Here is a 20,000-nt window from a genome sequence, read left to right as displayed (position 1 = left end):
CGTTCGCTTCCCCGCCGCCATTCCGTTCCGATTCGTTTCGACCTGACGCTTAGTTATCCTCAGTCAGTCGAATCTCCCAGCACCGCTTCGCCGCACCGGTTCCATCGAGCCGGCGCGCGAGCCGTGTCGTGCCTGCTCGCCACGAGCGCGCGGGCGTGTCCAACCGTTGAGATGAGGATCACCCATGCAGACATCACGCAAAGCATTGCCGCTCGCCCTGGGTCTCGCGCTCGGTTTCGGCATCGTCGGCGGCAGCGCGGCCGATACCAAGGTCGCGAACCCGCAGGCGTCGAGCCTGCGCGAAAGCCTGACGCGCGGCGTGGCACCGGCCGCGGCCAAGGCCGATACCGCCGCGGGGCAATTCCGCGCAGACGGCGTCGCCGTCACGCTGTACAACCCCGCCTATCGCGCGAACAAGGCGGCCGCCACGCCCGCGGCCGCCGCGCGCGATTTCGTCGCGTCGCAGGCGACGCAGCTCGGGCTCGACCCGGCCGCGCTCGCGAGCCTCGCGGTGACGTCGGAGCGCAGCGATGTCGACTTCACCGTCGTGCACTTCCAGCAGCAGGCGGCCGGACTGCCCGTGTACGGCAGCGACATCGCGGTGACGGTCGCGAAGGACGGCCGCATCCTGTACGTCGCGAGCAACACGATCAACGGCGTGGCCGTCACCGCGCGCAAGACACAGGCGGTCGACCAGCAGCAGGCGCTCGACCGCGCCCGCGCGTATCTCGGCGTCAGCGGCTTCACGAACCTCGACGCACAGCGCGTCGCGTTCGTCGACAAGGCCGGCACGCATACCGCATGGAAGGTACGCGGCCGCCCGCAGGACGGCCCGAAGGGCGACTGGGAACTGTTGATCGACGCGGACAGCGGCGAAGTGCTGCGCGCCGAGGACAAGGCGTTCTATGCGACCGACGGCACCGGCTTCGTATTCCGGCCCGATCCGCTTTCGTCGACGAAGAGCAGCTACGGCAGCACGGGCTACAAGGACGGCAACGACGCCGATTCCACCCAGCTCACGGCGGCGCGCGTGCGCGTGACGCTGAAGGATCTCGCGCAGTCGAACTCGCGCTACGTGCTGTCGGGCCCGTATGCGTCGTGCGTCGACTTCGATGCGCCGCGCGACAACGCGTGTCCGGCGCAGGCGACGCCGACGTTCGAGTTCACGCGCGGCAACCTGTATTTCGAGGCGGTGAACACGTACTACCACATCGACACGTTCCTCCGTTACGTGAACCAGACGCTCGGCATCAAGGCGCTGCCTTACCAGTACACGGGCGGCGTGCAGTACGACCCGCACGGCGAATCGGGCGACGACAACTCGTCGTACTCGTCGAGCAGCGGCCGGCTGACCTTCGGCCAGGGCGGTGTCGACGACGCGGAAGATGCGGACGTCGTGATCCACGAGCTCGGCCACGGCATCCACGACTGGGTGACCAACGGCGGCCTGTCGCAGCAGGAAGGCCTGTCGGAAGGCACGGGCGACTATCTCGCCGCCGCGTACAGCCGCGACTTCAATCAATGGAGCCCGTCCGACGCGCAGTATCACTGGGTCTACAACTGGGACGGCCACAACGAATACTGGGGCGGCCGCGTGACGAACTGGAACGTCGGACGCACCTACGCGCAGGCACGCGGCGCCGAGATCCACACGGCCGGCCAGTACTGGGCGTCGTGCAACCTCGTCGCGCGCGACGCGATCGGCGCGCAGGCGATGGACAAGGCCTTCCTGAAAGGGCTGTCGATGACCAACAGCTCGACGAACCAGAAGGCCGCCGCCCAGGCGGTGCTGACGGCCGCCGCCGCGCTCGGCTACAGCAGCGCGCAACTCACGGCGATCGGCAATGCATACAACAAGAGCTGCACGTACGGCGTGACCGTGCCGCAGAAGTCGTAATTCCGCAGCAGGCGGGGGCGTCGCATGACCTGCGACGCCCCTCTTCCTCGACATCGCCATCCTCACGAGATCGAACATGCCTACTCTGACATTGACCCGCCTGAGCGCCGCGCTTGGCGTCATGCTGCTGACCGCCGCCGCGCACGCGACGCCGGTGTGGATCACGCTCGGCGACACCGCGTTCCGCCAGCTTCAACGCATCGATGCGAGCGCAACCGCGCAGTACAGCACGGTGGTCGACGCCGGCAAGACGGCCGACGGCGCCGTGCGCCGCGAAACCGTGCATATCGTCGAGATCGACGATTCACGACTCGGCGAACTCGCCCATGCTGTCCACCATGCGCGCGGCCACGGGCCCGGCTACATCGTGCACGACTCGTTCGACGACGCACGGCAGGCTTTGCAGCCGGTACCCGCAGCACTCGCGAAACAGGCGGCCGTGCCCGCCTACCAGCTATCGAACGCGCCGCAGATCAAGGCCTGGATCCAGCAGCTGCAGGCCAGCAACATCGTCGGCACGATCACGTCGCTGTCCGGCTTCACGAACCGCTACTACACGACGTCGCACGGCGTCGCCGCGTCGGACTGGCTCGCGCTGCAGTGGCGGCAACTGGCCGGTTCGCGCACCGACATCGCCGTCGAGCAGTTCACGCATGCGGGCTTTCCGCAAAAATCCGTGATCCTGACGATCCGCGGCAGCAATCCGGCCTCGGGCACGATCGTGCTGGGCGGCCACCTCGATTCGACGGTCGGCCGCACGACGGAAAACACGCGCTCGCCCGGCGCCGACGACGATGCGTCCGGCATCGCCAGCCTGACCGAAGCGCTGCGCGTGCTGCTCGCGAACGGCTACCGGCCGAAACGGACGATCAAGTTCGTCGGCTACGCGGCCGAGGAAGCCGGCCTGCTCGGGTCGAAGGCGATCGCGAAGCAGTTCCGCACGCAGAACGCGAACGTGGTCGGCGTGCTGCAGCTCGACATGACGAACTACCAGGGCGATCCGAAAGACATCTACCTGATCACCGACTACACGAACGCCGCGCAGAACACCTACCTGACGAACCTCGCGAAGACCTACCTGCCCGAGCTCGCGATCGGCACGTCGCAATGCGGCTATGCGTGCTCGGATCACGCGTCGTGGCATGCGCAAGGCTATCCGGCGTCGTTCCCGTTCGAGGCCGACCAGAACGACAGTCCCTATATCCATACCGTGAACGACACGCTGGAGAATTCGGACCGGCAGGCGAACCACGCGCTGAAGTTCGGCAAGCTGGCGCTTGCGTATGCGGTCGATCTCGGCGGCGACGGCAGTACGACCGTCAAGCGCTGACCGGCCTCGGCCGGCGCGAGTCGCACCGGGCGCGCATGCGTCATGCGCGCCCGGTCGAGCACGTTTCCCGTTCCGGATAGAATCGTCGTTCGACCACTTCCGCACCACGGTGCTCCGCCATGACCGATTTCTCCCGCTCCGTCGACGCCCTCTCGCCCGAGCACGTCACGAGCGCATTCGATTTGCCCGGCCACACGATCGTCCGCTCGCTCGGCGTCGCACAGGGCATCATCGTGCGTTCGCGCTCGATCGTCGGCTCGTTCGGCGCGGCGCTGCAAACCATCTTCGGCGGCAACATCACGCTCTATACGTCGCTGTGCGAGAAGGCGCGCCAGCAGGCGTTCGACAAGATGCTCGCCGACGCGCGCAAGCTCGGCGCGAACGCGATCGTCGCGATGCGCTACGACTCGACCGAGATCGGGTCCGGCGTCACGGAAGTCATCTGCTACGGCACGGCCGTACAGGTCGCGCGCGACGCCGGCGTCTGACCGTCAGCCGTTATGCGCTTATGCGCCGGCCGCACACACGATCGCGACGATCGAGCCGATCACGAGCACCACGCCGATCGTCTTGCGCTTGTTCAGCTCCGTCCACAACAGCACGCCGGTGAGCGACAGCAGGACCAGCGCGCCCGCGAGCGTATCGACGAGCAGCACCCAGCCGATGCTCGTCCCGACGCCCTTGTGCAGGTTAGTCAGCCACGCGAGCGTGCCGTTACCGATACGCTTGAGCGTCATCGTGTCGCTGCCGACCCAGTAGTCGACCGCGACGTTTTCATGCGGCGACGCGAACACGAGTTGCCAGTGCTCGGGCTGCACGGTTTCGCGGTCGCCCCATGCGACCGGATGCGCGGGCTCCTTCTGCACGCGGCCCATGCGTTCGGGCAGATGCAGATCCGGTTGCGCACGCAGCCATTGCTCGAGCTCGCGCGGTGACGCGGGCCGCGGATCGGGCACGCCGAGCCGCAACGTCTCGACGCGCGGCGCGCCGGTCTGGATGCGCAGCGGCGGCGCACGATGATTCAGCAGGAAGCCCGTCGTGCCGAACAGCAGGCCGAGCGCCGCGCCCCACAGGCCGATCCAGCCGTGCACCTTGCGCAGCCATTTGATGAAGGTGCCGCGGCGCGAACGCGCGCCGCCGGAGCCGGCCGGGCGCATGCCCGGCGCGATGCGGGACGCGGATGCCGCGTCGATGTCGATGGGATCGGCAACGCTCACGTCTCGCTCCAGATTCTCAGAAGATTGTGGTAGCAGCCGACCAGGCTGCGGCAAGCCTGCGTATCGGCGCCGCCGGCGTTGAGCCGCTGGATCGCCGTGTCCATGTCGAACAGCAGCGCCCGCTGTGCATCGCTGCGCACGAGGCTCTGCACCCAGAAGAAACTCGCGACGCGCACGCCGCGCGTGACCGGCGTGACCTGGTGCAGGCTCGTCGCCGGATAGACGATCATGTCGCCCGCGGGCAGCTTGACCTGCTGCACGCCATACGCGTCCTCGATCACGAGTTCGCCGCCGTCGTATTCGTCAGGCGCGGACAGGAACAGCGTGACCGACACGTCGGTGCGCAGCTTCACGCCGTTCGGCAGCACGCGCACCGCGCCGTCCACGTGACTGCCGAACGTCATCCCGCCTTCGTAGCGGTTGAAGAGCGGCGGATAGACCTGGTTCGGCAGCGCCGCGCTGATGAACAGCGGATTGCGCTCGACCGCGGCGAGGATCGCGTCGCCCAGTTCGCGCGCAATCGGCGCATGCTCGGCGATCTGCTGGTTGCGCTTGACCGGCGCGCCCGTGTAGCCGGCCGTCGCGCGGCCGTCGACCCACGCGTCGCCCGCCTGGTCGAGCCGGTCACGCACCGTGCGCACCTGCTCGGGTGTCAGCACGTTCGGGATGTGTACAAGCATCGTTCCACCTTTTTCATCGAATGGCGCGGCGATCGCACGCGTGCGGTCAGAACCGGTAGTCGAGCGTCGCGAGGAACGTGCGTCCGACGCCCGGCACCGCGCGGCCGCCGTCCGACTGGATCAGCGCATCGTAATAGAACTTGTCGGTCAGGTTCAGCAGGTTCAGGCGCAGGTCCCACTGCTTCGCGTGATACGCGGCCGTTGCATCCCAGCGCGTATAGCCGCCCACCTGCACGTAGTTCGTGTTCGCCGCGTAGCGACCCGACATGTAGGTCGGGCCGCCGCCGATTTCCCAGTGCGGCGTGAACGCATACGTGGTCCACAGCGTGAACGTGTTGCGTGGCGTATTCGCGAGCGTCTTGCCCTGGGTGCCGTCGAGCGCGCTCAGGATCACGCCGTTCATGTACGTATAGCTGCCGAACACCTGCCACTTCGGCGTGATGTGGCCCGTCACGCTCGCCTGGAAGCCACGCACGCGAATGTCGCCCTCGAGCAGGTATTCGCCCGTCGACGTCAGCGTGCGCGCGTTGCTCTTCTCCTGCTGGAACAGCGCCGACGTGACCGACAGGTTGTCGTTCAGCAGATCCCACTTGGCGCCGACCTCGTACGACTTCGTGTGTTCCGGCGACAGGTTCTGCGTGTTGTTCGTGACCGTCAGCGTCTCGAGCGACGGGTTGAACGACGTGCCGTACGAGAAGTAGTACGACTGCGATTCGGTCGGCTGGTAGATCACGCCGGCCCGCACGCTCGTGAAGTAGTTGGTCTGCGACGCGTAGCGCGGCGCGCTCACCGTGTTCGCGAGATGCGCCTGGAAGCGATCCCAGCGCAGCCCGCCGACGAACTTCCAGTCGCGGCCGATCGATACCGTGTCGTTCATGTACGCGGCGAGCGTCGTCGCGCCCGATTCAGCGTGATTGGCCGGCGTCTGCGTCGCGTTGGACGCGCTCGACGACAGATAGGCCGGATCGATCAGCGACAGGATCGGCAGGCCGCTGCGCGTGTACGCCTGGTTCGTGTAGCTGTCGTGCCCGACCTCGACGCCCGCGATCAGGTCGTGCTTCACGAAGCCCGTGTCGAACTTGAAATGCGCCATCGTGTCGTTGTCGACCGAATGGTTTTCGATCACGCGATCGTGACTCGCAAGCTTCACGTACAGCGCGGACATCGGCAACGACGTGTAGTTGCCGTTCGCGAGCGCGGTGCTCGACGCGAGCGGCCCGGTCAGCACCGCGTTCGCGGCCGTCTCGCGCGCATCGGTCATCGAGTGCGAGAACGACGTGCGGTTGCTGATCGTCAGCGCGTCGTTGACGCGATGATCGATGCGCGCGGACACCGTCTGCACGTCCTGGATCGTGCGGTCGTCGGTGAGGCCGTAGAACGTGTGCTTCGATACCGGCGCCGGATGGCCGTTGACCGCGGGCACGCCGTAGTCCGGCATGTCGTAGTTGTGCTGGATCAGCGCGGACAGCGTGATCTCCGTCGGCGTGCCGATGCCGAAGCGCAGCTCCGGCGCGATTCCGTAGTCCTTGTTCTTCATCACGTCGCGCGTCGAGCCGAGCGACTGGCCGAACGCGTTGATGCGGAACGCGGAGGTCGCGCCGAGCGGCCGGTTCAGGTCGACGCTCGCGCGGTAGTGGTCGTCGGTGCCGATCGTCGTCGACACTTCGGCGGACGGCTTCACGTTCGCCTTCTTCGACACCTGGTTGATCACGCCGCCCGTCGAGCCGCGCCCGAACAGCATCGACGACGGGCCGTACAGCACCTCGACCGAATCGAGATCGAACGTGTCGCGGTAGTACTGGTTACGGTCGCGGAAGCCGTCGAGATAGATGTCGTTCTGCGCGGTGAAGCCGCGCAGGTTGATGTTGTTGCCGATCTGCCCGCCTTCCGCGCCGCCGATCGTGATGCCCGGCGCATTGCGCAGCGCGTCCTGGAACGACGTGAGCCCCTGCGATTCCAGCAGCGCCTTGTTGATCACCGTGACCGACTGCGGAATGTCGCGCAGCGCGGTGGGGGTTTTCGCGCCGACGCTCGAACGCTCGGCCTGGAAGTCCTGATGCACGGCCTGCCCCGACACGTTGACCGTCGGCAGCGTGTCGCTCGCGGCCGGCGTCGCACTGCCCGGTTTCGCGGTGACGGCCGGCGCCGATTCGGCGCTCGTGCCCTGCGCGAATGCAGGCGAAGCGATAGGCAAAGCAAAGGCCAGCGCGAGCGCACTCGCGAACGGGGTCTTGTTCGGCATGAAAATCCAGTCGGAATTTGAAACCGCCCCGCGTGGACGCGCGGCGACGCGCGCACGAGGCACGGATACGCTGGCTCGCTGGCCGCCGACGATCAGACCGACGGCGACATAGCTGGCTACGGTTGACGAGTGACCGGCAGCGCAGTCGTCGCCGCGGTCATGAAAATGAGAATCGGTATCATTCCAGATATTTCTTTTCGTTTCAATCGATACCCGCTTCGTCATACGGAAGAACGATGTTTCGAAAAATTACGGAAACTTTTATGTAATTATATGAATGGCTTTTGTAATTTATCGGGATATTCAGTCTGACAAATTCAGGGCTGGGAGCCTTGTGCAGCAAGGCACTGAAGTATCAGCCTCTTTTCGGATTCCCACCGCGGTGGGCTCGATGATGCCAGCACCGCTTTCAGCTCCGGTACCCCGCATCGCGAGAAACGACAGCACCGGATTGATTGTTCAGACGATTATCCGACCTGAATGCCGTTTGGAATTCGATTGAAACAAGAAAGCAATTTGAAATTAATTGCGGCGAATGAGGCCGGTTTCCCGTGAACGGTAAACGCATCGCCCCGCTGACGTCGACTCAATGATCGCGCTCCAGCGACGTCATGTTCCGCAAGGTCGGGAACAACCGCATCCATGTCAGCGCGACGGCGATCGTCGCCGCGCCGCCGACGACGATCGCCACCGGCGCGCCCCACCACGCAGCCGTCACGCCGGATTCGAATTCGCCGAGCTGGTTCGACGTACCGATGAACAGCGAGTTGACCGCGCTCACGCGGCCGAGCATGTCGTCGGGCGTGCGCAGCTGCACGAGCGACAGGCGCACGACGACGCTCACCACGTCCGATGCGCCGAGCGCCGCCAGCGCGACGAGCGACACCACGAAATTGCGTGACAGCCCGAACACGATCGTCGCGATGCCGAACGCGATCACGCCGCCGAACATCGCGCGGCCCGGCCGCCCTTTCAGCGGAAAGCGCGTGAGCCACAGCGTGCCTGCGAGCGCGCCGACCGCCGGCGCCGCGCGCAACGCGCCGAGCCCCCACGGGCCAACCTGCAGGATGTCGCGCGCGTAGATCGGCAGCAGCGCGGTCGCGCCGCCGAACAGCACCGCGAACAGGTCGAGCGACAGCGCGCCGAGGATCGCCGGTTCGCGCCGGATGAACGCGATGCCGGAAAACACCGACCGCAGCGTGACCGGTTCGCGCGCCGGCGGCGCACTGCGCAGCGGAATCGTGCCGCTCAGGATGGCCGCGATCGCGAACGCCACGACGCTCGTGCCGAACGCCGCGGGCGCGCCGACGCCATACAGCACCCCGCCGAACGCGGGCCCGAGAATCTGCGCGGCCTGGTTCGCGGACGTCGACAGTGCGGTCGCGCGCGGCAGGTCGCCGCGCGGCACGACGGCCGGCAACAGCGACGACACCGACGGCGATTCGAACGCACGCGCGGTGCCGACGATCGCGGCCAGCGCATACACGCCCGGGGCGGTGAGCCCGCCTTGCGCCGCGCCGAACAGGAATACGCCGGCGGCCAGCGCCTCGACGCCCTGGCAGATCGTCGCGATGCGCCGGCGGTCGTAGCGGTCGGCCACCTGCCCGACGACGAGCGTCAGCGCGAACATCGGCACGAACTGCGCAAGCCCGACGAGCCCGAGCGCGAATGCGCTGTGCGTGAGCGCATAGACGTACCAGCCGATCGCGACCGACAGGATCTGGAAAGCGAGCGACGACATCACGCGCGTGCCCCAGAAGCGCTGGAACGGTGTGTGGCGGAACAGGTTGGCGGGTAACGGCGACGGCGAAGTGGATTCGGGTAACGGGGTGGTCATCGGCGAGACGTCATGGAGGGAAGGCCGGCGATCGCCGATACGCGATGCGGCCAAAGCGCGATGATAGCTTCAACCAACGAAACCTTGCCGGATGCTCGCCGGACGCGGGCAAGGATGGCGCACACCGCACGACGTTGCCTCGCGCCGCAAAAAAAAAAAGCGCGAACCACGGTTCGCGCCAAAGAGAGACCTCGCTGAAGACGTCGAAAAAACTACCTCACCCCGCTCAGAACGAATGCCGCATCCCGATTCGCACGTCGGCCTGCGTCTGCGTCGTCGACGGCGTGAAGCTGTAGCCGACCACCGCATCGACGCCCTGCGACGCGCGCAGGTAATCGCCGGAGATGTACACATCGGTGCGCTTGGACAGCAGGTAGTGCAGGCCGGCCGTGCCCTGGTTCCAGTGGTGGCCTTCGAAGCGCGTGTGCTGGTAGCCCGCGATGAAGCTCAGCGCCGGCGTGAACTGGTACAAGCCGCCGCCTTCATACACCTGCATGTGCGACGACTGGCCGAAACCCTTGATCGTCGTGTACGAGAAGTTCGCGTCGAGCGTCAGCTTGCCGATCGTGTAGCTGGTGCCGACGCCGAACGTGCCCTGGCTGTCGACGTCCATCGCGGTGTTCGCGAACAGGTCGGTGCGCGCGCCGGTCGCCGGATCGACGGTCACGGTCTGCTGGCCGAGGAACGTATGCGTGCCGATCATCGCGTACGGGTCGAACGCGTAGATGCCGTTCGGGTTGTTCAGGCGCGTGTACGCGGCGCCGATCGAGAAGTCGCCCTTCGTGTAGCTCGCGCCCGCGCTCCATGCGCTGTTGCGGTGGAAGTTGCCGGCGACGTTGCCGAACGAATACATCGCGCCGAACTTGACGCCGTTCAGGTCGTTCGACAGGAACTTGACCGAGTTCGGCAGGCGGTCGCCGTTGAAGCGGTCGAAGTCGCCCTGGTGGATCGCGTAGCCGCTGCCCCATGCCGAGATGTTGTAGATCGACACGAGCTCGTTGGTGATGTCGAGCTGGTTGCCGAACGACAGCGTGCCCCAATCGTTCTGGAGACCGACATAAGCCTGCCGCCCGAACTCCGCCCCGCCGAAGCCGAGCTGCCCGTTGCCGAGGTGGAAACCGCTCTCGAGCGCGAACACGGCCTTCAGGCCGCCGCCGAGATCTTCCGTGCCTTTCAGGCCGAAGCGGTTCCCGTACGAGACGCCGTCATCGAACTTGACCACGTGCGAACCGCCCGTGTTGTTCACGTATGTGATGCCCGCGTCGAGAATCCCGTACAGCGTCACGCTGCTCTGCGCGTGGCCGATGGCGGGAATACAGGCCGCGCATGCCAGCGCGGCGGCTACGGCAACTTTCTTTTGCTTCATTGTCGACCACCCTCCCTGAACCCTTCGATGGAAAGAACCGTGGCCTGGCGCGCACAGCAATACGCCGGCTGATTCGAATTCGGTACGTCCGCTGGCTTCGGCATTTCGTTTTCCGCAATAACGCAGCCATTGGCGAAAAATACAAACCCATATTTCAGGTCACCCGTCTGAAGGCGACACCAAATGGTCTCGATGCGACCGTTCGGGAAAACACGGAGGCGGGCGGCGCGGCGAGAAACCGGCCGCGCGGAGGCTGTCAGCGGGCGTCGAGGGCCGCGCGCACGGCCGGCAACGCGGGGGCGCCGGCCGCCGTGGTAACGCCGTCGAGCCACGCTTCGACGAGCGCTGGATCGGCCTTCAGCGCATGCTGGGCCGCGAGCGCGGGCGACGTCTTGTGGTCGAGCATGTCGGCGATCATCCGGTTCTCGACGTCGACGGAGAACGTCATCTGCCTGAACAGCCGCGCGAGGTTCGCGCACTGGCCGGCAAAGCCCGCGCGCGTGACCGTGTTGACCGTCGCGCCGCCGTAGTTCGGGCCGAAATACGCGTCGCCGCCCGACAGGTAGGTCAGTTTGAACTTCGTGTTCATCAGGTGCGGCTCCCAGGCGAGAAAGACGATCCAGCGCTTGTCGCGCACCGCGCGCTCGACCTGCGTGAGCATCCCCGTCTCGCTCGATTCGACGAGCGACCAGTTCGCCGCGCCGAGCACATGGTCGGACAGCATCCGCTTGATGTTCTGGTTCGCGGGCGCGCCGGGCTCGATCCCGTAGATCTTGTCGCCGAAGCGGTCCGCGTAGCGCGCGAGATCGGCGAACGTGTGCACGCCGGCCGCCGCGACGTAGTCGGGCACCGCCAGCGTGAACTTCGCGCCGTTCAGGTTCGCGTGCAGCACGTCGATCGACTTCTCGTCGACGAACGGCTTCACGAGCGGCGCCTGCGCGGGCATCCAGTTGCCGAGGAACACGTCGACCTGCCCTTTCTTCAAGCCCTGGTACGTGATCGGCACCGACAGGTTCGCGACGTCCTGTCGATAGCCGAGCGCCTTCAGCACGACACCGGCCATCGCGTTCGTCGCGTCGATGTCGGTCCAGCCGGGCGCCGCCATCTTCACGTCGCGGCACGTCTGCGGGTCGGCGGCGCGCGCGGGCTGCTGCATCGCCACCACGCACGCAGCCGCGGCGAGCGCGGTGCCCATACTCCGGATTGCTGCATTGCATTGCCGTTTCATGATTCGCTTCCTCCGTCGTTCGTCAATGTCCGCTGCGGCCCGTTCAGCGCCCGACGCGCGGAAAGCGCGCCATCGCTTCGAGCGTGTCGAGTTCGATGTGATTGCGCATGTAGCGCTGGCTCGCGTCGGTGAACGGCTGCCAGTCCCACGCCTGGATGCGGCCCTGCGTCGTCGCCGCGTAATGGAAGCGGCGCCGCCGCTGGCTCGCGCGCACCTGCGCGTCGAGTTCCGGCAGGTTCCAGCGGCGCGCGGCCTCCTCGCGGAATGCGGCGAGCACGCCGGCGGCTTCCGGCAGGCCGGCCAGGTTCGTGCGCTCGCGCGGATCGTCGGCGAGGTTGTAGAGCTGGTCGGGATCGGCCGGGCAATGTACGTATTTCCAGTCGCCGCGGCGGATCATCACGACCGGCGCAACCGCCCCTTCCGCAAGGTATTCGCCCAGCGCGACGTCGTGCGCGGGCGCGCCTTGCAGATGCGGCACGAGGCTCGCGCCGTCGACCGGGTCCGGCCAGCCGCCGGCCGGCGCCGCGCCGGCGAGGTCGACGAGCGTCGGCAGCAAATCGACGTGCGACACCGGCCCGCGCACGCGGGCGGCACCGAAGCGGCCCGGCGCGTGGACGATCAGCGGCACGCGGCAGCCGCCTTCGAAGAACGTCATCTTGTACCAGAGTCCGCGCTCGCCGAGCATGTCGCCATGGTCGGACGTGACGATCACGATCGTGTCGTCGGCGAAGCCGCATTGCTCGAGCGCGGCCAGCACGCTGCCGAACTGCGCGTCGACATAGGACGTCGCGCCGTAGTACGCGCGGCGCGCGGCGCGGATCTGCGCGTCGGTCGGCGGCGTGCGGTCGTTTTCGCAGACGAAGCGCAGCCGCTGCGAATGCGGATCGCTCTGCTGCGCATCGAGCCGCACGGCCGGCATGTCGATCTCGTCGTCGCGGTACAGATCCCAGTATTCGCGCGTGATCGCGTACGGATCGTGCGGATGCGTGAGCGACACGACCATGCAGAACGGCCGCGCGTCATGACCGGCCGCGCGCTCGCGCGCGACGTCGTACAGCTTCTGCTTCGCCGCGAACGTGACTTCGTCGTCGAAATCGAGCTGGTTCGTGCGCACGCACGGGCCGGCCTCGAGCACCGAACTCATGTTGTGATACCAGCTCGGCCGCTCGGTCGGGCGGTCCCAGTCTGGCACCCAGCCGAAGTCGGCCGGATAGATGTCGGTCGTGAGCCGTTCCTCGAAGCCGTGCAGCTGGTCGGGTCCGCAGAAATGCATCTTGCCGGACAGCATCGTCCGGTAGCCGCCCGCGCGCAGGTAGTGCGCGAAAGTCAGCGTTTGCGCCGGCAATTCGGCGGCGTTATCGTAGGCGCCGATACCCGACGGCAGCTTGCCGGTCAGCAGCGAGAAGCGCGACGGCGCGCACAGCGGGCTCGCGCAATACGCGGCGTCGAACACCACGCCTTGCGCCGCGAGCCGGTCGAGCGTCGGCGTGCGCGCGACGCGGTTGCCGTAGGCCGGCAACGCGAACGGCGTCAGCTGGTCGGCCATCAGGATCAGGATGTTGGGAGTCGGGTTCGTCATCGGCGGTCTTGGGGAAATCGGTGTTCGAATGGAGCGGCGCGACGCTCGGGCGGCGACACGGCCGGCATGACGGACGCAGCCTGAAGAAAGTGCCGCGCGCACCGGCCGCGACTGGCTAGAATCGCGGAAGGCCTGGCGCGGCGCCGTGCCGTCCGAAGCACTATCCCCCGCCCGAATTCGCGCGGGAAGGCGTCCGGCCCTTATGAGGCCATTAGAGAGACTTATGTCGAAATCCGAACCGTTACCGTCGATGCAGGCGCTGCGCGCGTTCGAATCGGCCGCCCGTCTCCAGAGCTTCACGGCCGCCGCGCGCGAGCTCGGCTCGACGCAACCGGCCGTGAGCCAGCAGGTGTTCCAGCTCGAAGCGGAACTCGGCGTGCCGCTGTTCGAGCGCAGCCCGCGCGGCGTCACGCTGACGAGCGACGGCCAGTGCCTGTACGAAGCCGTGCGGCTGAGCCTCGACACGCTGCGCGGCGCCACCGCGACGCTGCGCGCGCGCCGCGAGCACGGCGCGCTCACGATCGTCACGGATTTCGGTTTCGCGACCTACTGGCTGATGCCGCGCCTCTCCGGCCTGAAGCGCGTGATGCCGGACGTCGACGTGCGGGTCGTCACCTCGCAGGATTACGACGCGCAGCGCGACCACGCCGACATCGCGGTTCTGTTCGGCGACGGCCACTGGCCGTCGTGCACGGCCGCGCGGCTCTTTCCCGAATCGGTCACGCCCGTCTGCTCGCCGGCGTTCCGCGCCGCGCACGCGCACGTCGCGCGGCCCGAGCACCTGCAGGCGCTGCCGCTGCTGCACGTGCAGGCGACGCGCCCCGAACGCTGGCTGTCGTGGGCCGGCTGGTTCGACGCGCACGGCCTCGAGGCGCCGGCCGCCGCGCGCGGCGTGACCTTCAACAGCTATGCGCTGGTGATCCACGCGGCGCTGCTCGGCGACGGCGTCGCGCTCGGCTGGTCGCCGCTCGTCGACGAGCTCGTCGCGACCGGGCAGCTCGTGAAGCTCGTCGACGCGCCCGTCGTCACGTCGCGCGGCTACTTCCTCGTGCGGCCGCCGCAGCGGCCCGAGCCGGACGCGACACATGTGTTCCGGCGCTGGCTGCTGGACGCGTGCGCGCCGGCTTGAGCGGGCGGCTGGCCGGCGGAGCGCTGCCTGACGCTTGCTGGAGCGGCTGCGGCTGTCCCATCCGACGCGCGCTGGACTGGCTGCGCCTGCCCCACCTGACGTCCGATGGAGCGGCTGTGCCTGCACCGCCTGACGCCCGCTGGAGCCGGTACGACTGCGCCGCCCGACGCTCGCCGGACCGGCTGCGGCTGCACCGCCTGACGCTCGCTGGACCGGCTACGGCTGCACCGCCTGACGCTCGCTGGACCAGCCGCGCCCGCCCCGCCCAGCGTCCCCAAAACCCCCGCCTCAAGCCTCGCCACCGCCCCGCGGCGCTGGCGCGCCGATACCAGCCACACGGCGGGTTGGTTCTATCCGCGCCCGAATCGTCCTGATTTACTTGAGCCTCCCGCTACCCGCGTAGCGTGGCGCCCCGTCGCGCCGCCGCGCGCGTTGCGTTCCCTGACATCCGAGGAATCTCATGACCGCCGACTCACGCCCCGATCAATTCGTCCTGACGCTGTCGTGCCCGAGCGCGGCCGGCCAGGTCGCCGCCGTCGTCGGCTTTCTCGAGCGCCATCGCTGCTACGTCGATGCGCTGAACGTGTTCGACGACGATCTCAGCAACCACTTCTTCGTGCGCTGCGTGTTTCATCCGACGGATGAAACGCTGCAGATCGACGCGCTGCGCCAGGAGTTCGGTCCGATCGCGACCGCGCTCGGCGGCGGCGGTGACGGCGACACGCAATGGGCGATCCACGACGTGAACGCGCGCCCGAAGGTGCTGATCATGGTGTCGAAACTCGAGCACTGCCTCGCGGACCTGTTGTTCCGCTGGCGGATGGGCGAACTGAAGATGGACATCGTCGGCATCGTGTCGAACCATCCGGACTTCGAACCGCTCGCCACGCAGCACGGGCTGCCGTTCCGCCACTTCCCGATCACGGCCGACACCAAGGCGCAGCAGGAAGCGCAGTGGCTCGACTTCTTCGAGTCGAGCGGCGCCGAACTCGTGATCCTCGCGCGCTACATGCAGGTGCTGTCGCAGGAAACCAGCGCGAAGCTCGCGAACCGCGCAATCAACATCCATCACTCGTTCCTGCCCGGCTTCAAGGGCGCGAAGCCGTATCACCAGGCGCATGCCCGCGGCGTGAAGCTGATCGGCGCGACCGCGCACTTCGTGACCGACGATCTCGACGAAGGCCCGATCATCGAGCAGGTGGTCGAACGCGTCGATCATGCGCTGCGTCCGGAGCAATTGCTCGCGGTGGGCCGCGACGTCGAGTGCATCACGCTCGCGCGCGCGGTGAAGGCGTTCATCGAGCGGCGAGTGTTCCTGAACGGCGACCGGACGGTGGTGTTTCCGTAAGCGCATCCGTTCGGCGCGCAGCCAACAAAAAACCCGACCGGCAGCATCTGCCGGTCGGGTTTTTTATCGCGTTGCGTTCGACGCGTCGCGCAACGGCCCCGGGTGCGGTGTCCGGGTTCGTCGCGCGACGCGCGTGCCGCGTTCAGATGCTTACTTCACCCACGCGAAGTAGTACGACAGCCAGATCGTCAGCGCAGCACCGACCAGCGCCGCATACGGCATCAGATTCAGCCACATCGCGCGCTTCGGCACTTCGAGTTCCATGTCGCGCTGCATCTGCGCGGGGAAACGGCCGCGATCCTGCCAGTAGTGACGATAGAGAAACACCGGCACGATCAGCAGCATCGCGATCAGCCCGTTGCGCAGCGTGCCTTCGCCCTGCAGGTTCGCGCCCGCGCCGACATAGACGAGGTTCGCGTAGCCGCAGACCGAGCCGGCGACGAGCAGCCAGGTCGGGCAGCGGAACGGCCGATCCCAGTTGCCGCGGTCCATCCGGTGGATCCAGCCCGACTGGAGATTCAGGAATACGAACAGCATGTAGCAGACGTTCGAGATCGCCAGCACCGTCATGTAGTCCGACATCATCAGCAACACGAGGTTGAAGCCGAGGTCGGTCCACATCGCGCGCGTGGGCGAGCCGTGCTCGTTCACGTGCGACAGGTACTTCGGCAGCCAGCCGTCGACCGATGCCTGGTACAGCGTGCGCGACGAGCCCATCATCGACGTCATCACGATCAGCAGGATCGACAGCATCAGCATCACGACGACCGCGTTCGCGACCCACGCACCGCCACCGACGATCTTCGCCATCGCGGCCGCGACGCCGGTGCCGTCGCCGATCGCCGGGTCGAGCATCGCCTGCGTGCCGAGCGCGCCCTGGAACGCCATCGGCACGAGCGTCATCACGACGAGGCACAGCGCGCCCGACCAGAAGATCGCCTTCGCGGTGTCGCGACGCGGATCGCGGAATTCCCGCGTGTAGCAGACCGCCGTTTCGAAGCCGTACGACGCCCAGCCGGCCATGAACATCGCGCCGAGCGCCATCGTCACGCCCTGCCCGTTCCACGAACCGAAGGTCGCGGTCGTGAGGTTGCCTTGAGCGTCATGACCGAGCGGCAGCAGCGGAAGCAGGTTCGACATCGGCACGTCGCCGGTGACGAACGGCACGATGCCGACGATCAGCAGCGGCGTGAGCGACGCGATGCCGAGAATGCGCTGCGTGCGCGCGGCCTTCGATGCACCGCTGTGCTGAAGCTTGAACGTGATGAGAAGCAGAATCGTCGCGATGATGAACGTCGCGTTGATCCGCAGGGAAAGACCCGGCTTGATGAACCCGAGATCCGCAACCTTGAACTGCCAGTGCAGCACCGCCGCGTCGGCGGGAAAGAGACTCGTGAGCGCATAGCTCGCCGCGAGGCCGCAGCCGAGCGCAAGCATCGGCGACCACGCGAGCCAGTTGCACCACACGGAAACCGGGGCAATCAGCTTGCTGTAACGGACCCAGCCGATCGCGCCGTATACCGACGCGCCGCCCGATTTATGGGGAAATAGTCCCGATATTTCCGCATAAGTCGCGCTTTGAATCAGCCCCATCGTGATCGCGGCGATCCAGATCGCCCACGCGGGCTGGCCGATCGTCGCGCATACGCCGCCGATCGTGAACAGCACGCCTGCCGGCACGCCGCTCGTCACCCAGAATGCGTCTTTCCAAGTCAGGCCACGATGCAGCGTGTGGCCCGTCGAATCATGTGAGATGGTTGCCTCAACGTCACTGGTGCGATTAGCACGCAGTCCTGCCTGACTCATCCAATTCCTCCTGTGATGACTCCGCACAAGGGCGCTAGTGTAACAAGTTACGCGCTTTTTTGCAGAATCAGTAAAAGAAAACCGGGATATGCTTGCATGAAATTCCTATTACTTCGGATTCCTGCAAACATTCCCGGTCTATTTTTTTATGATTCGCGCGACAAATCGCCGCGGTCTTACTGGGCGCCTTCAGTCCACGAATTCACGCGGTCCGCATGCGCGGCAATCCATGCATCGGCGGCCGCTTCCGGCTTCGAACCGTTCTGGATCGCGAGCATCACGCTGTCGATCTCGCCCGGCTTCCACTGGAATTTCTTCAGGAACGCGACGACCGGCTTGGCCTTCGTTTCGAGCTGCGGGTTCGCGACGCTGTCGACGTGCTCCGCGCCGCCGAACACCTTCTTCGGATCCTCGAGGAAGCGCAGCTTCCACTTCGCGAACATCCAGTGCGGCGCCCAGCCGGTCACGATCACCGGCTTGTTCGCGCCGACGGAGCGCGACAGCTCGGCCGTCATCGCGCTGCCCGAACTCGGCATCAGCGTGTAGCTGAGGCCGTAGCTCTTGATCGCTTCGTCGGTCTTGCGCATCACGCCCGCACCCGCATCGATGCCGACGATCCGGCCGCCGAAGCTGCTTTTCTCGGCATTCAGATCTTCGATGCTCTTCGCCTTCACGTAGTCGGGGACGATCAGGCCGATCTTCGCGTCAGGGAAGTTCGCGCCGAGATCGACGACCTTCGACTTGTATTCGCCCCAGTAGGAGCCGTGCGTGACGGGCAGCCATGCGGACAGCGTCGCATCGAGGTCGCCGCGCGCCACGCCCTGCCACATGATCCCGGCAGCCACCGGCACGAGCTGGACCTGGTAACCGAGCTTCTTCTCGATCACGCGTGCCGCGACGTTCGACGTCGCCACACTGTCGTCCCAGCCTTCGACGTAACCGATCTTCAGCGTGGGCTTCGTATCCGCGAGCGCCGACGCGCTCAATGCCACCATCGCCGACAGTGCGCCGGTCCACAGCAGTTTTCCGAACAACTTCATGGTCGATCTCCTTGAAATGCGCACCGTGCGCGTTGTCTCTCTAGGTTCTTCAACCACAAATCCGCGGTATCGTTGTTTTCCGACGGATGCTTGTCCGGAGGCGACGCAACGCGACGCGCCCGGACCGGCGATGGCTCGATACGACTACTTGTCGATCACGAGATCCGACAGCGGCTTGCTGCAGCACAGCAGCACCATCCCCTGATCGATCTCGCGCTGGCGGATGCCGCCGTTGTGCTTCATCTCGACCTGCCCCGACACGAGCTTCACCTTGCAGGTGCCGCACATGCCCTGCGTGCACGACGCCGGCAGCCGCACGCCGGACTGGCGCGCCGCGTCGAGCACGTGCTGCTCGGAGCCGCACGAAATCTCGCGATTGCTCTTCGCGAAGCTGACCGTGTACTGCTTCGTCGCGACGTCGCCGTCGTTGGCCGCCGGCGCGAGTTCGGCGATCACCTCGTCGCTCGCGGTCTGCGCGAGCGTCTCGAACGAGAAGCTTTCCTCGTGATACTGCTTGCGGTCGAAGCCGGCTTCGTCGAGCAGGTCGCGCACGGCCTTCATGTACGGCGCGGGGCCGCACGTGAAGATCTCGCGCTCCATGAAGTCCGGTGCGATCAGCTTCAGCAGCGGCAGCGTCAGGAAGCCCGTGACGCCCGGCCAGTTGGTGCGTGCACCGACGCGCTCGACGACGAACGACGTGCGGAAATTCGTATGGTTCGACGCAATCAGGTCGAGCTCGCGCGCGAAGATGATGTCGTCCGGCGTACGTGCGCTGTGCACGAACAGGATGTCGCGATCCTCGGCGAGATCATGGTGCGCGCGGCTCATCGACATCAGCGGCGTGACGCCCGAACCGGCCGACAGGAACAGGTACTTGCGCGCCGGATGCCGCGCGCACGTGAATTCGCCGGCCGGGCCGAGCACGCGAACCGACGCGCCCGGCTGCAGGTTGTCGTGCAGCCAGTTCGACACCTTGCCGCCCGGCACGCGCTTCACCGTGATCGAGATCGTGTGCGGCCGCGCGGGCGACGACGAGATCGTGTAGCACCGGTTGATCGTCTCGCCGTCGATGTCGAGTTCGAGCGTGATGAACTGCCCCGGCTCGAAGGAAAACGCACGGCCTTGCGGCGAACGGAAGAAGAAGCTCTTCACGTCGTGGGTTTCCTGACGCACGTGGCAGCACACCAGCGTTTCCTCGACGTCGCTCGTCCAGCGCTCGGGCAGCGCGCTCCAGAACGCCGGGTGCGTCACCCGGCTGTCCACCGGCTCGAAATTGGCCGAATCTCGCATCATGTGTAGCT

15 protein-coding genes are annotated in these 20,000 nt (G+C 66.5%); 5 read left to right on the top strand and 10 right to left on the bottom strand.

Going from position 1 to position 20,000, the window contains the following annotated elements; translation table 11 throughout:
- The first annotated feature begins 184 nt into the window (after nucleotides 1-184).
- The 3 genes from DIE16_RS02230 (at nucleotide 185) to DIE16_RS02220 (ending at nucleotide 3,715) form a co-directional block, all read left to right on the top strand.
- A complete protein-coding gene (locus DIE16_RS02230; protein WP_124521504.1) occupies nucleotides 185-1,897 on the top strand; it encodes a M36 family metallopeptidase in 1,713 nt (570 codons plus the stop codon).
- Between the two features lie 76 nt (nucleotides 1,898-1,973).
- Nucleotides 1,974-3,227 (top strand): M20/M25/M40 family metallo-hydrolase, encoded by a 1,254-nt coding sequence (locus DIE16_RS02225; protein WP_124891678.1) that lies wholly within the window; start codon nucleotides 1,974-1,976, stop codon nucleotides 3,225-3,227.
- Between the two features lie 119 nt (nucleotides 3,228-3,346).
- A complete protein-coding gene (locus DIE16_RS02220) occupies nucleotides 3,347-3,715 on the top strand; it encodes a YbjQ family protein (protein WP_124485163.1) in 369 nt (122 codons plus the stop codon).
- A gap of 18 nt (nucleotides 3,716-3,733) precedes the next feature.
- Here the strand turns inward: DIE16_RS02220 and DIE16_RS02215 are convergent, their stop codons facing one another.
- The 7 genes from DIE16_RS02215 to betC all read right to left on the bottom strand — a co-directional run bounded on the left by DIE16_RS02215 (nucleotide 3,734) and on the right by betC (nucleotide 13,376).
- Nucleotides 3,734-4,384, bottom strand: coding sequence for a PepSY-associated TM helix domain-containing protein (locus DIE16_RS02215; RefSeq protein ID WP_409333441.1), 651 nt, complete (start codon nucleotides 4,382-4,384; stop codon nucleotides 3,734-3,736).
- 56 nt (nucleotides 4,385-4,440) lie between these two features.
- Nucleotides 4,441-5,124 carry a Fe2+-dependent dioxygenase gene (locus DIE16_RS02210; RefSeq protein ID WP_124492195.1) on the bottom strand — a complete coding sequence of 228 codons (684 nt, stop codon included), beginning with the start codon at nucleotides 5,122-5,124 and terminating at the stop codon, nucleotides 4,441-4,443.
- Nucleotides 5,125-5,170: 46 nt separating this feature from the next.
- Nucleotides 5,171-7,366, bottom strand: a complete 2,196-nt coding sequence (locus DIE16_RS02205) for a TonB-dependent siderophore receptor (RefSeq protein WP_124891677.1) — start codon at nucleotides 7,364-7,366, stop codon at nucleotides 5,171-5,173.
- Between the two features lie 586 nt (nucleotides 7,367-7,952).
- Nucleotides 7,953-9,203 carry an MFS transporter gene (locus DIE16_RS02200; RefSeq protein WP_124485159.1) on the bottom strand — a complete coding sequence of 417 codons (1,251 nt, stop codon included), beginning with the start codon at nucleotides 9,201-9,203 and terminating at the stop codon, nucleotides 7,953-7,955.
- A gap of 226 nt (nucleotides 9,204-9,429) precedes the next feature.
- Nucleotides 9,430-10,569 carry a porin gene (locus DIE16_RS02195; protein ID WP_124485158.1) on the bottom strand — a complete coding sequence of 380 codons (1,140 nt, stop codon included), beginning with the start codon at nucleotides 10,567-10,569 and terminating at the stop codon, nucleotides 9,430-9,432.
- A 256-nt stretch (nucleotides 10,570-10,825) separates the two neighbouring features.
- On the bottom strand, nucleotides 10,826-11,797 hold the full coding sequence (gene choX / locus DIE16_RS02190; RefSeq protein ID WP_124891676.1) for a choline ABC transporter substrate-binding protein: 972 nt from the start codon (nucleotides 11,795-11,797) through the stop codon (nucleotides 10,826-10,828).
- A gap of 43 nt (nucleotides 11,798-11,840) precedes the next feature.
- A complete protein-coding gene (gene betC, locus DIE16_RS02185; protein ID WP_124485156.1) occupies nucleotides 11,841-13,376 on the bottom strand; it encodes a choline-sulfatase in 1,536 nt (511 codons plus the stop codon).
- A gap of 202 nt (nucleotides 13,377-13,578) precedes the next feature.
- On the opposite strand from betC, the gene DIE16_RS02175 reads away from it, so the two are divergent.
- Nucleotides 13,579-14,505 carry a choline sulfate utilization transcriptional regulator gene (locus DIE16_RS02175; protein ID WP_124521494.1) on the top strand — a complete coding sequence of 309 codons (927 nt, stop codon included), beginning with the start codon at nucleotides 13,579-13,581 and terminating at the stop codon, nucleotides 14,503-14,505.
- A 460-nt stretch (nucleotides 14,506-14,965) separates the two neighbouring features.
- Nucleotides 14,966-15,853 carry a formyltetrahydrofolate deformylase gene (gene purU / locus DIE16_RS02170; protein WP_124485154.1) on the top strand — a complete coding sequence of 296 codons (888 nt, stop codon included), beginning with the start codon at nucleotides 14,966-14,968 and terminating at the stop codon, nucleotides 15,851-15,853.
- 150 nt (nucleotides 15,854-16,003) lie between these two features.
- Here purU and DIE16_RS02165 read toward each other — a convergent pair whose 3' ends face one another.
- The 3 genes from DIE16_RS02165 to DIE16_RS02155 all read right to left on the bottom strand — a co-directional run bounded on the left by DIE16_RS02165 (nucleotide 16,004) and on the right by DIE16_RS02155 (nucleotide 19,992).
- Nucleotides 16,004-17,659 carry an APC family permease gene (locus tag DIE16_RS02165; RefSeq protein WP_124521492.1) on the bottom strand — a complete coding sequence of 552 codons (1,656 nt, stop codon included), beginning with the start codon at nucleotides 17,657-17,659 and terminating at the stop codon, nucleotides 16,004-16,006.
- Nucleotides 17,660-17,835: 176 nt separating this feature from the next.
- A complete protein-coding gene (locus DIE16_RS02160) occupies nucleotides 17,836-18,699 on the bottom strand; it encodes a glycine betaine ABC transporter substrate-binding protein (RefSeq protein WP_044844355.1) in 864 nt (287 codons plus the stop codon).
- A 144-nt stretch (nucleotides 18,700-18,843) separates the two neighbouring features.
- Nucleotides 18,844-19,992 carry a hybrid-cluster NAD(P)-dependent oxidoreductase gene (locus tag DIE16_RS02155; protein ID WP_124521490.1) on the bottom strand — a complete coding sequence of 383 codons (1,149 nt, stop codon included), beginning with the start codon at nucleotides 19,990-19,992 and terminating at the stop codon, nucleotides 18,844-18,846.
- Between the last annotated feature and the right edge of the window lie 8 nt (nucleotides 19,993-20,000).

The sequence above is a fragment of the Burkholderia sp. Bp9090 genome, assembly GCF_003857985.1.
In the GTDB taxonomy this organism is placed as follows: Bacteria; Pseudomonadota; Gammaproteobacteria; order Burkholderiales; family Burkholderiaceae; genus Burkholderia.
Note: the sequence above shows the minus strand (reverse complement) of the source record. Positions and strands in the feature narration are given on the sequence as shown.

Bases quoted from the DNA above. Each gene is read 5' to 3' on its own strand.
- DIE16_RS02175 (WP_124521494.1), top strand. From the start codon at position 13,579: ATGAGGCCATTAGAGAGACTTATGTCGAAATCCGAACCGTTACCGTCG.
- betC (WP_124485156.1), bottom strand. From the start codon at position 13,376: ATGACGAACCCGACTCCCAACATCCTGATCCTGATGGCCGACCAGCTG.
- DIE16_RS02160 (WP_044844355.1), bottom strand. From the start codon at position 18,699: ATGAAGTTGTTCGGAAAACTGCTGTGGACCGGCGCACTGTCGGCGATG.
- purU (WP_124485154.1), top strand. From the start codon at position 14,966: ATGACCGCCGACTCACGCCCCGATCAATTCGTCCTGACGCTGTCGTGC.
- DIE16_RS02205 (WP_124891677.1), bottom strand. From the start codon at position 7,366: ATGCCGAACAAGACCCCGTTCGCGAGTGCGCTCGCGCTGGCCTTTGCT.
- DIE16_RS02200 (WP_124485159.1), bottom strand. From the start codon at position 9,203: ATGACCACCCCGTTACCCGAATCCACTTCGCCGTCGCCGTTACCCGCC.
- DIE16_RS02225 (WP_124891678.1), top strand. From the start codon at position 1,974: ATGCCTACTCTGACATTGACCCGCCTGAGCGCCGCGCTTGGCGTCATG.
- choX (WP_124891676.1), bottom strand. From the start codon at position 11,797: ATGAAACGGCAATGCAATGCAGCAATCCGGAGTATGGGCACCGCGCTC.
- DIE16_RS02215 (WP_409333441.1), bottom strand. From the start codon at position 4,384: ATGCGCCCGGCCGGCTCCGGCGGCGCGCGTTCGCGCCGCGGCACCTTC.
- DIE16_RS02165 (WP_124521492.1), bottom strand. From the start codon at position 17,659: ATGAGTCAGGCAGGACTGCGTGCTAATCGCACCAGTGACGTTGAGGCA.
- DIE16_RS02220 (WP_124485163.1), top strand. From the start codon at position 3,347: ATGACCGATTTCTCCCGCTCCGTCGACGCCCTCTCGCCCGAGCACGTC.
- DIE16_RS02210 (WP_124492195.1), bottom strand. From the start codon at position 5,124: ATGCTTGTACACATCCCGAACGTGCTGACACCCGAGCAGGTGCGCACG.
- DIE16_RS02195 (WP_124485158.1), bottom strand. From the start codon at position 10,569: ATGAAGCAAAAGAAAGTTGCCGTAGCCGCCGCGCTGGCATGCGCGGCC.
- DIE16_RS02230 (WP_124521504.1), top strand. From the start codon at position 185: ATGCAGACATCACGCAAAGCATTGCCGCTCGCCCTGGGTCTCGCGCTC.
- DIE16_RS02155 (WP_124521490.1), bottom strand. From the start codon at position 19,992: ATGATGCGAGATTCGGCCAATTTCGAGCCGGTGGACAGCCGGGTGACG.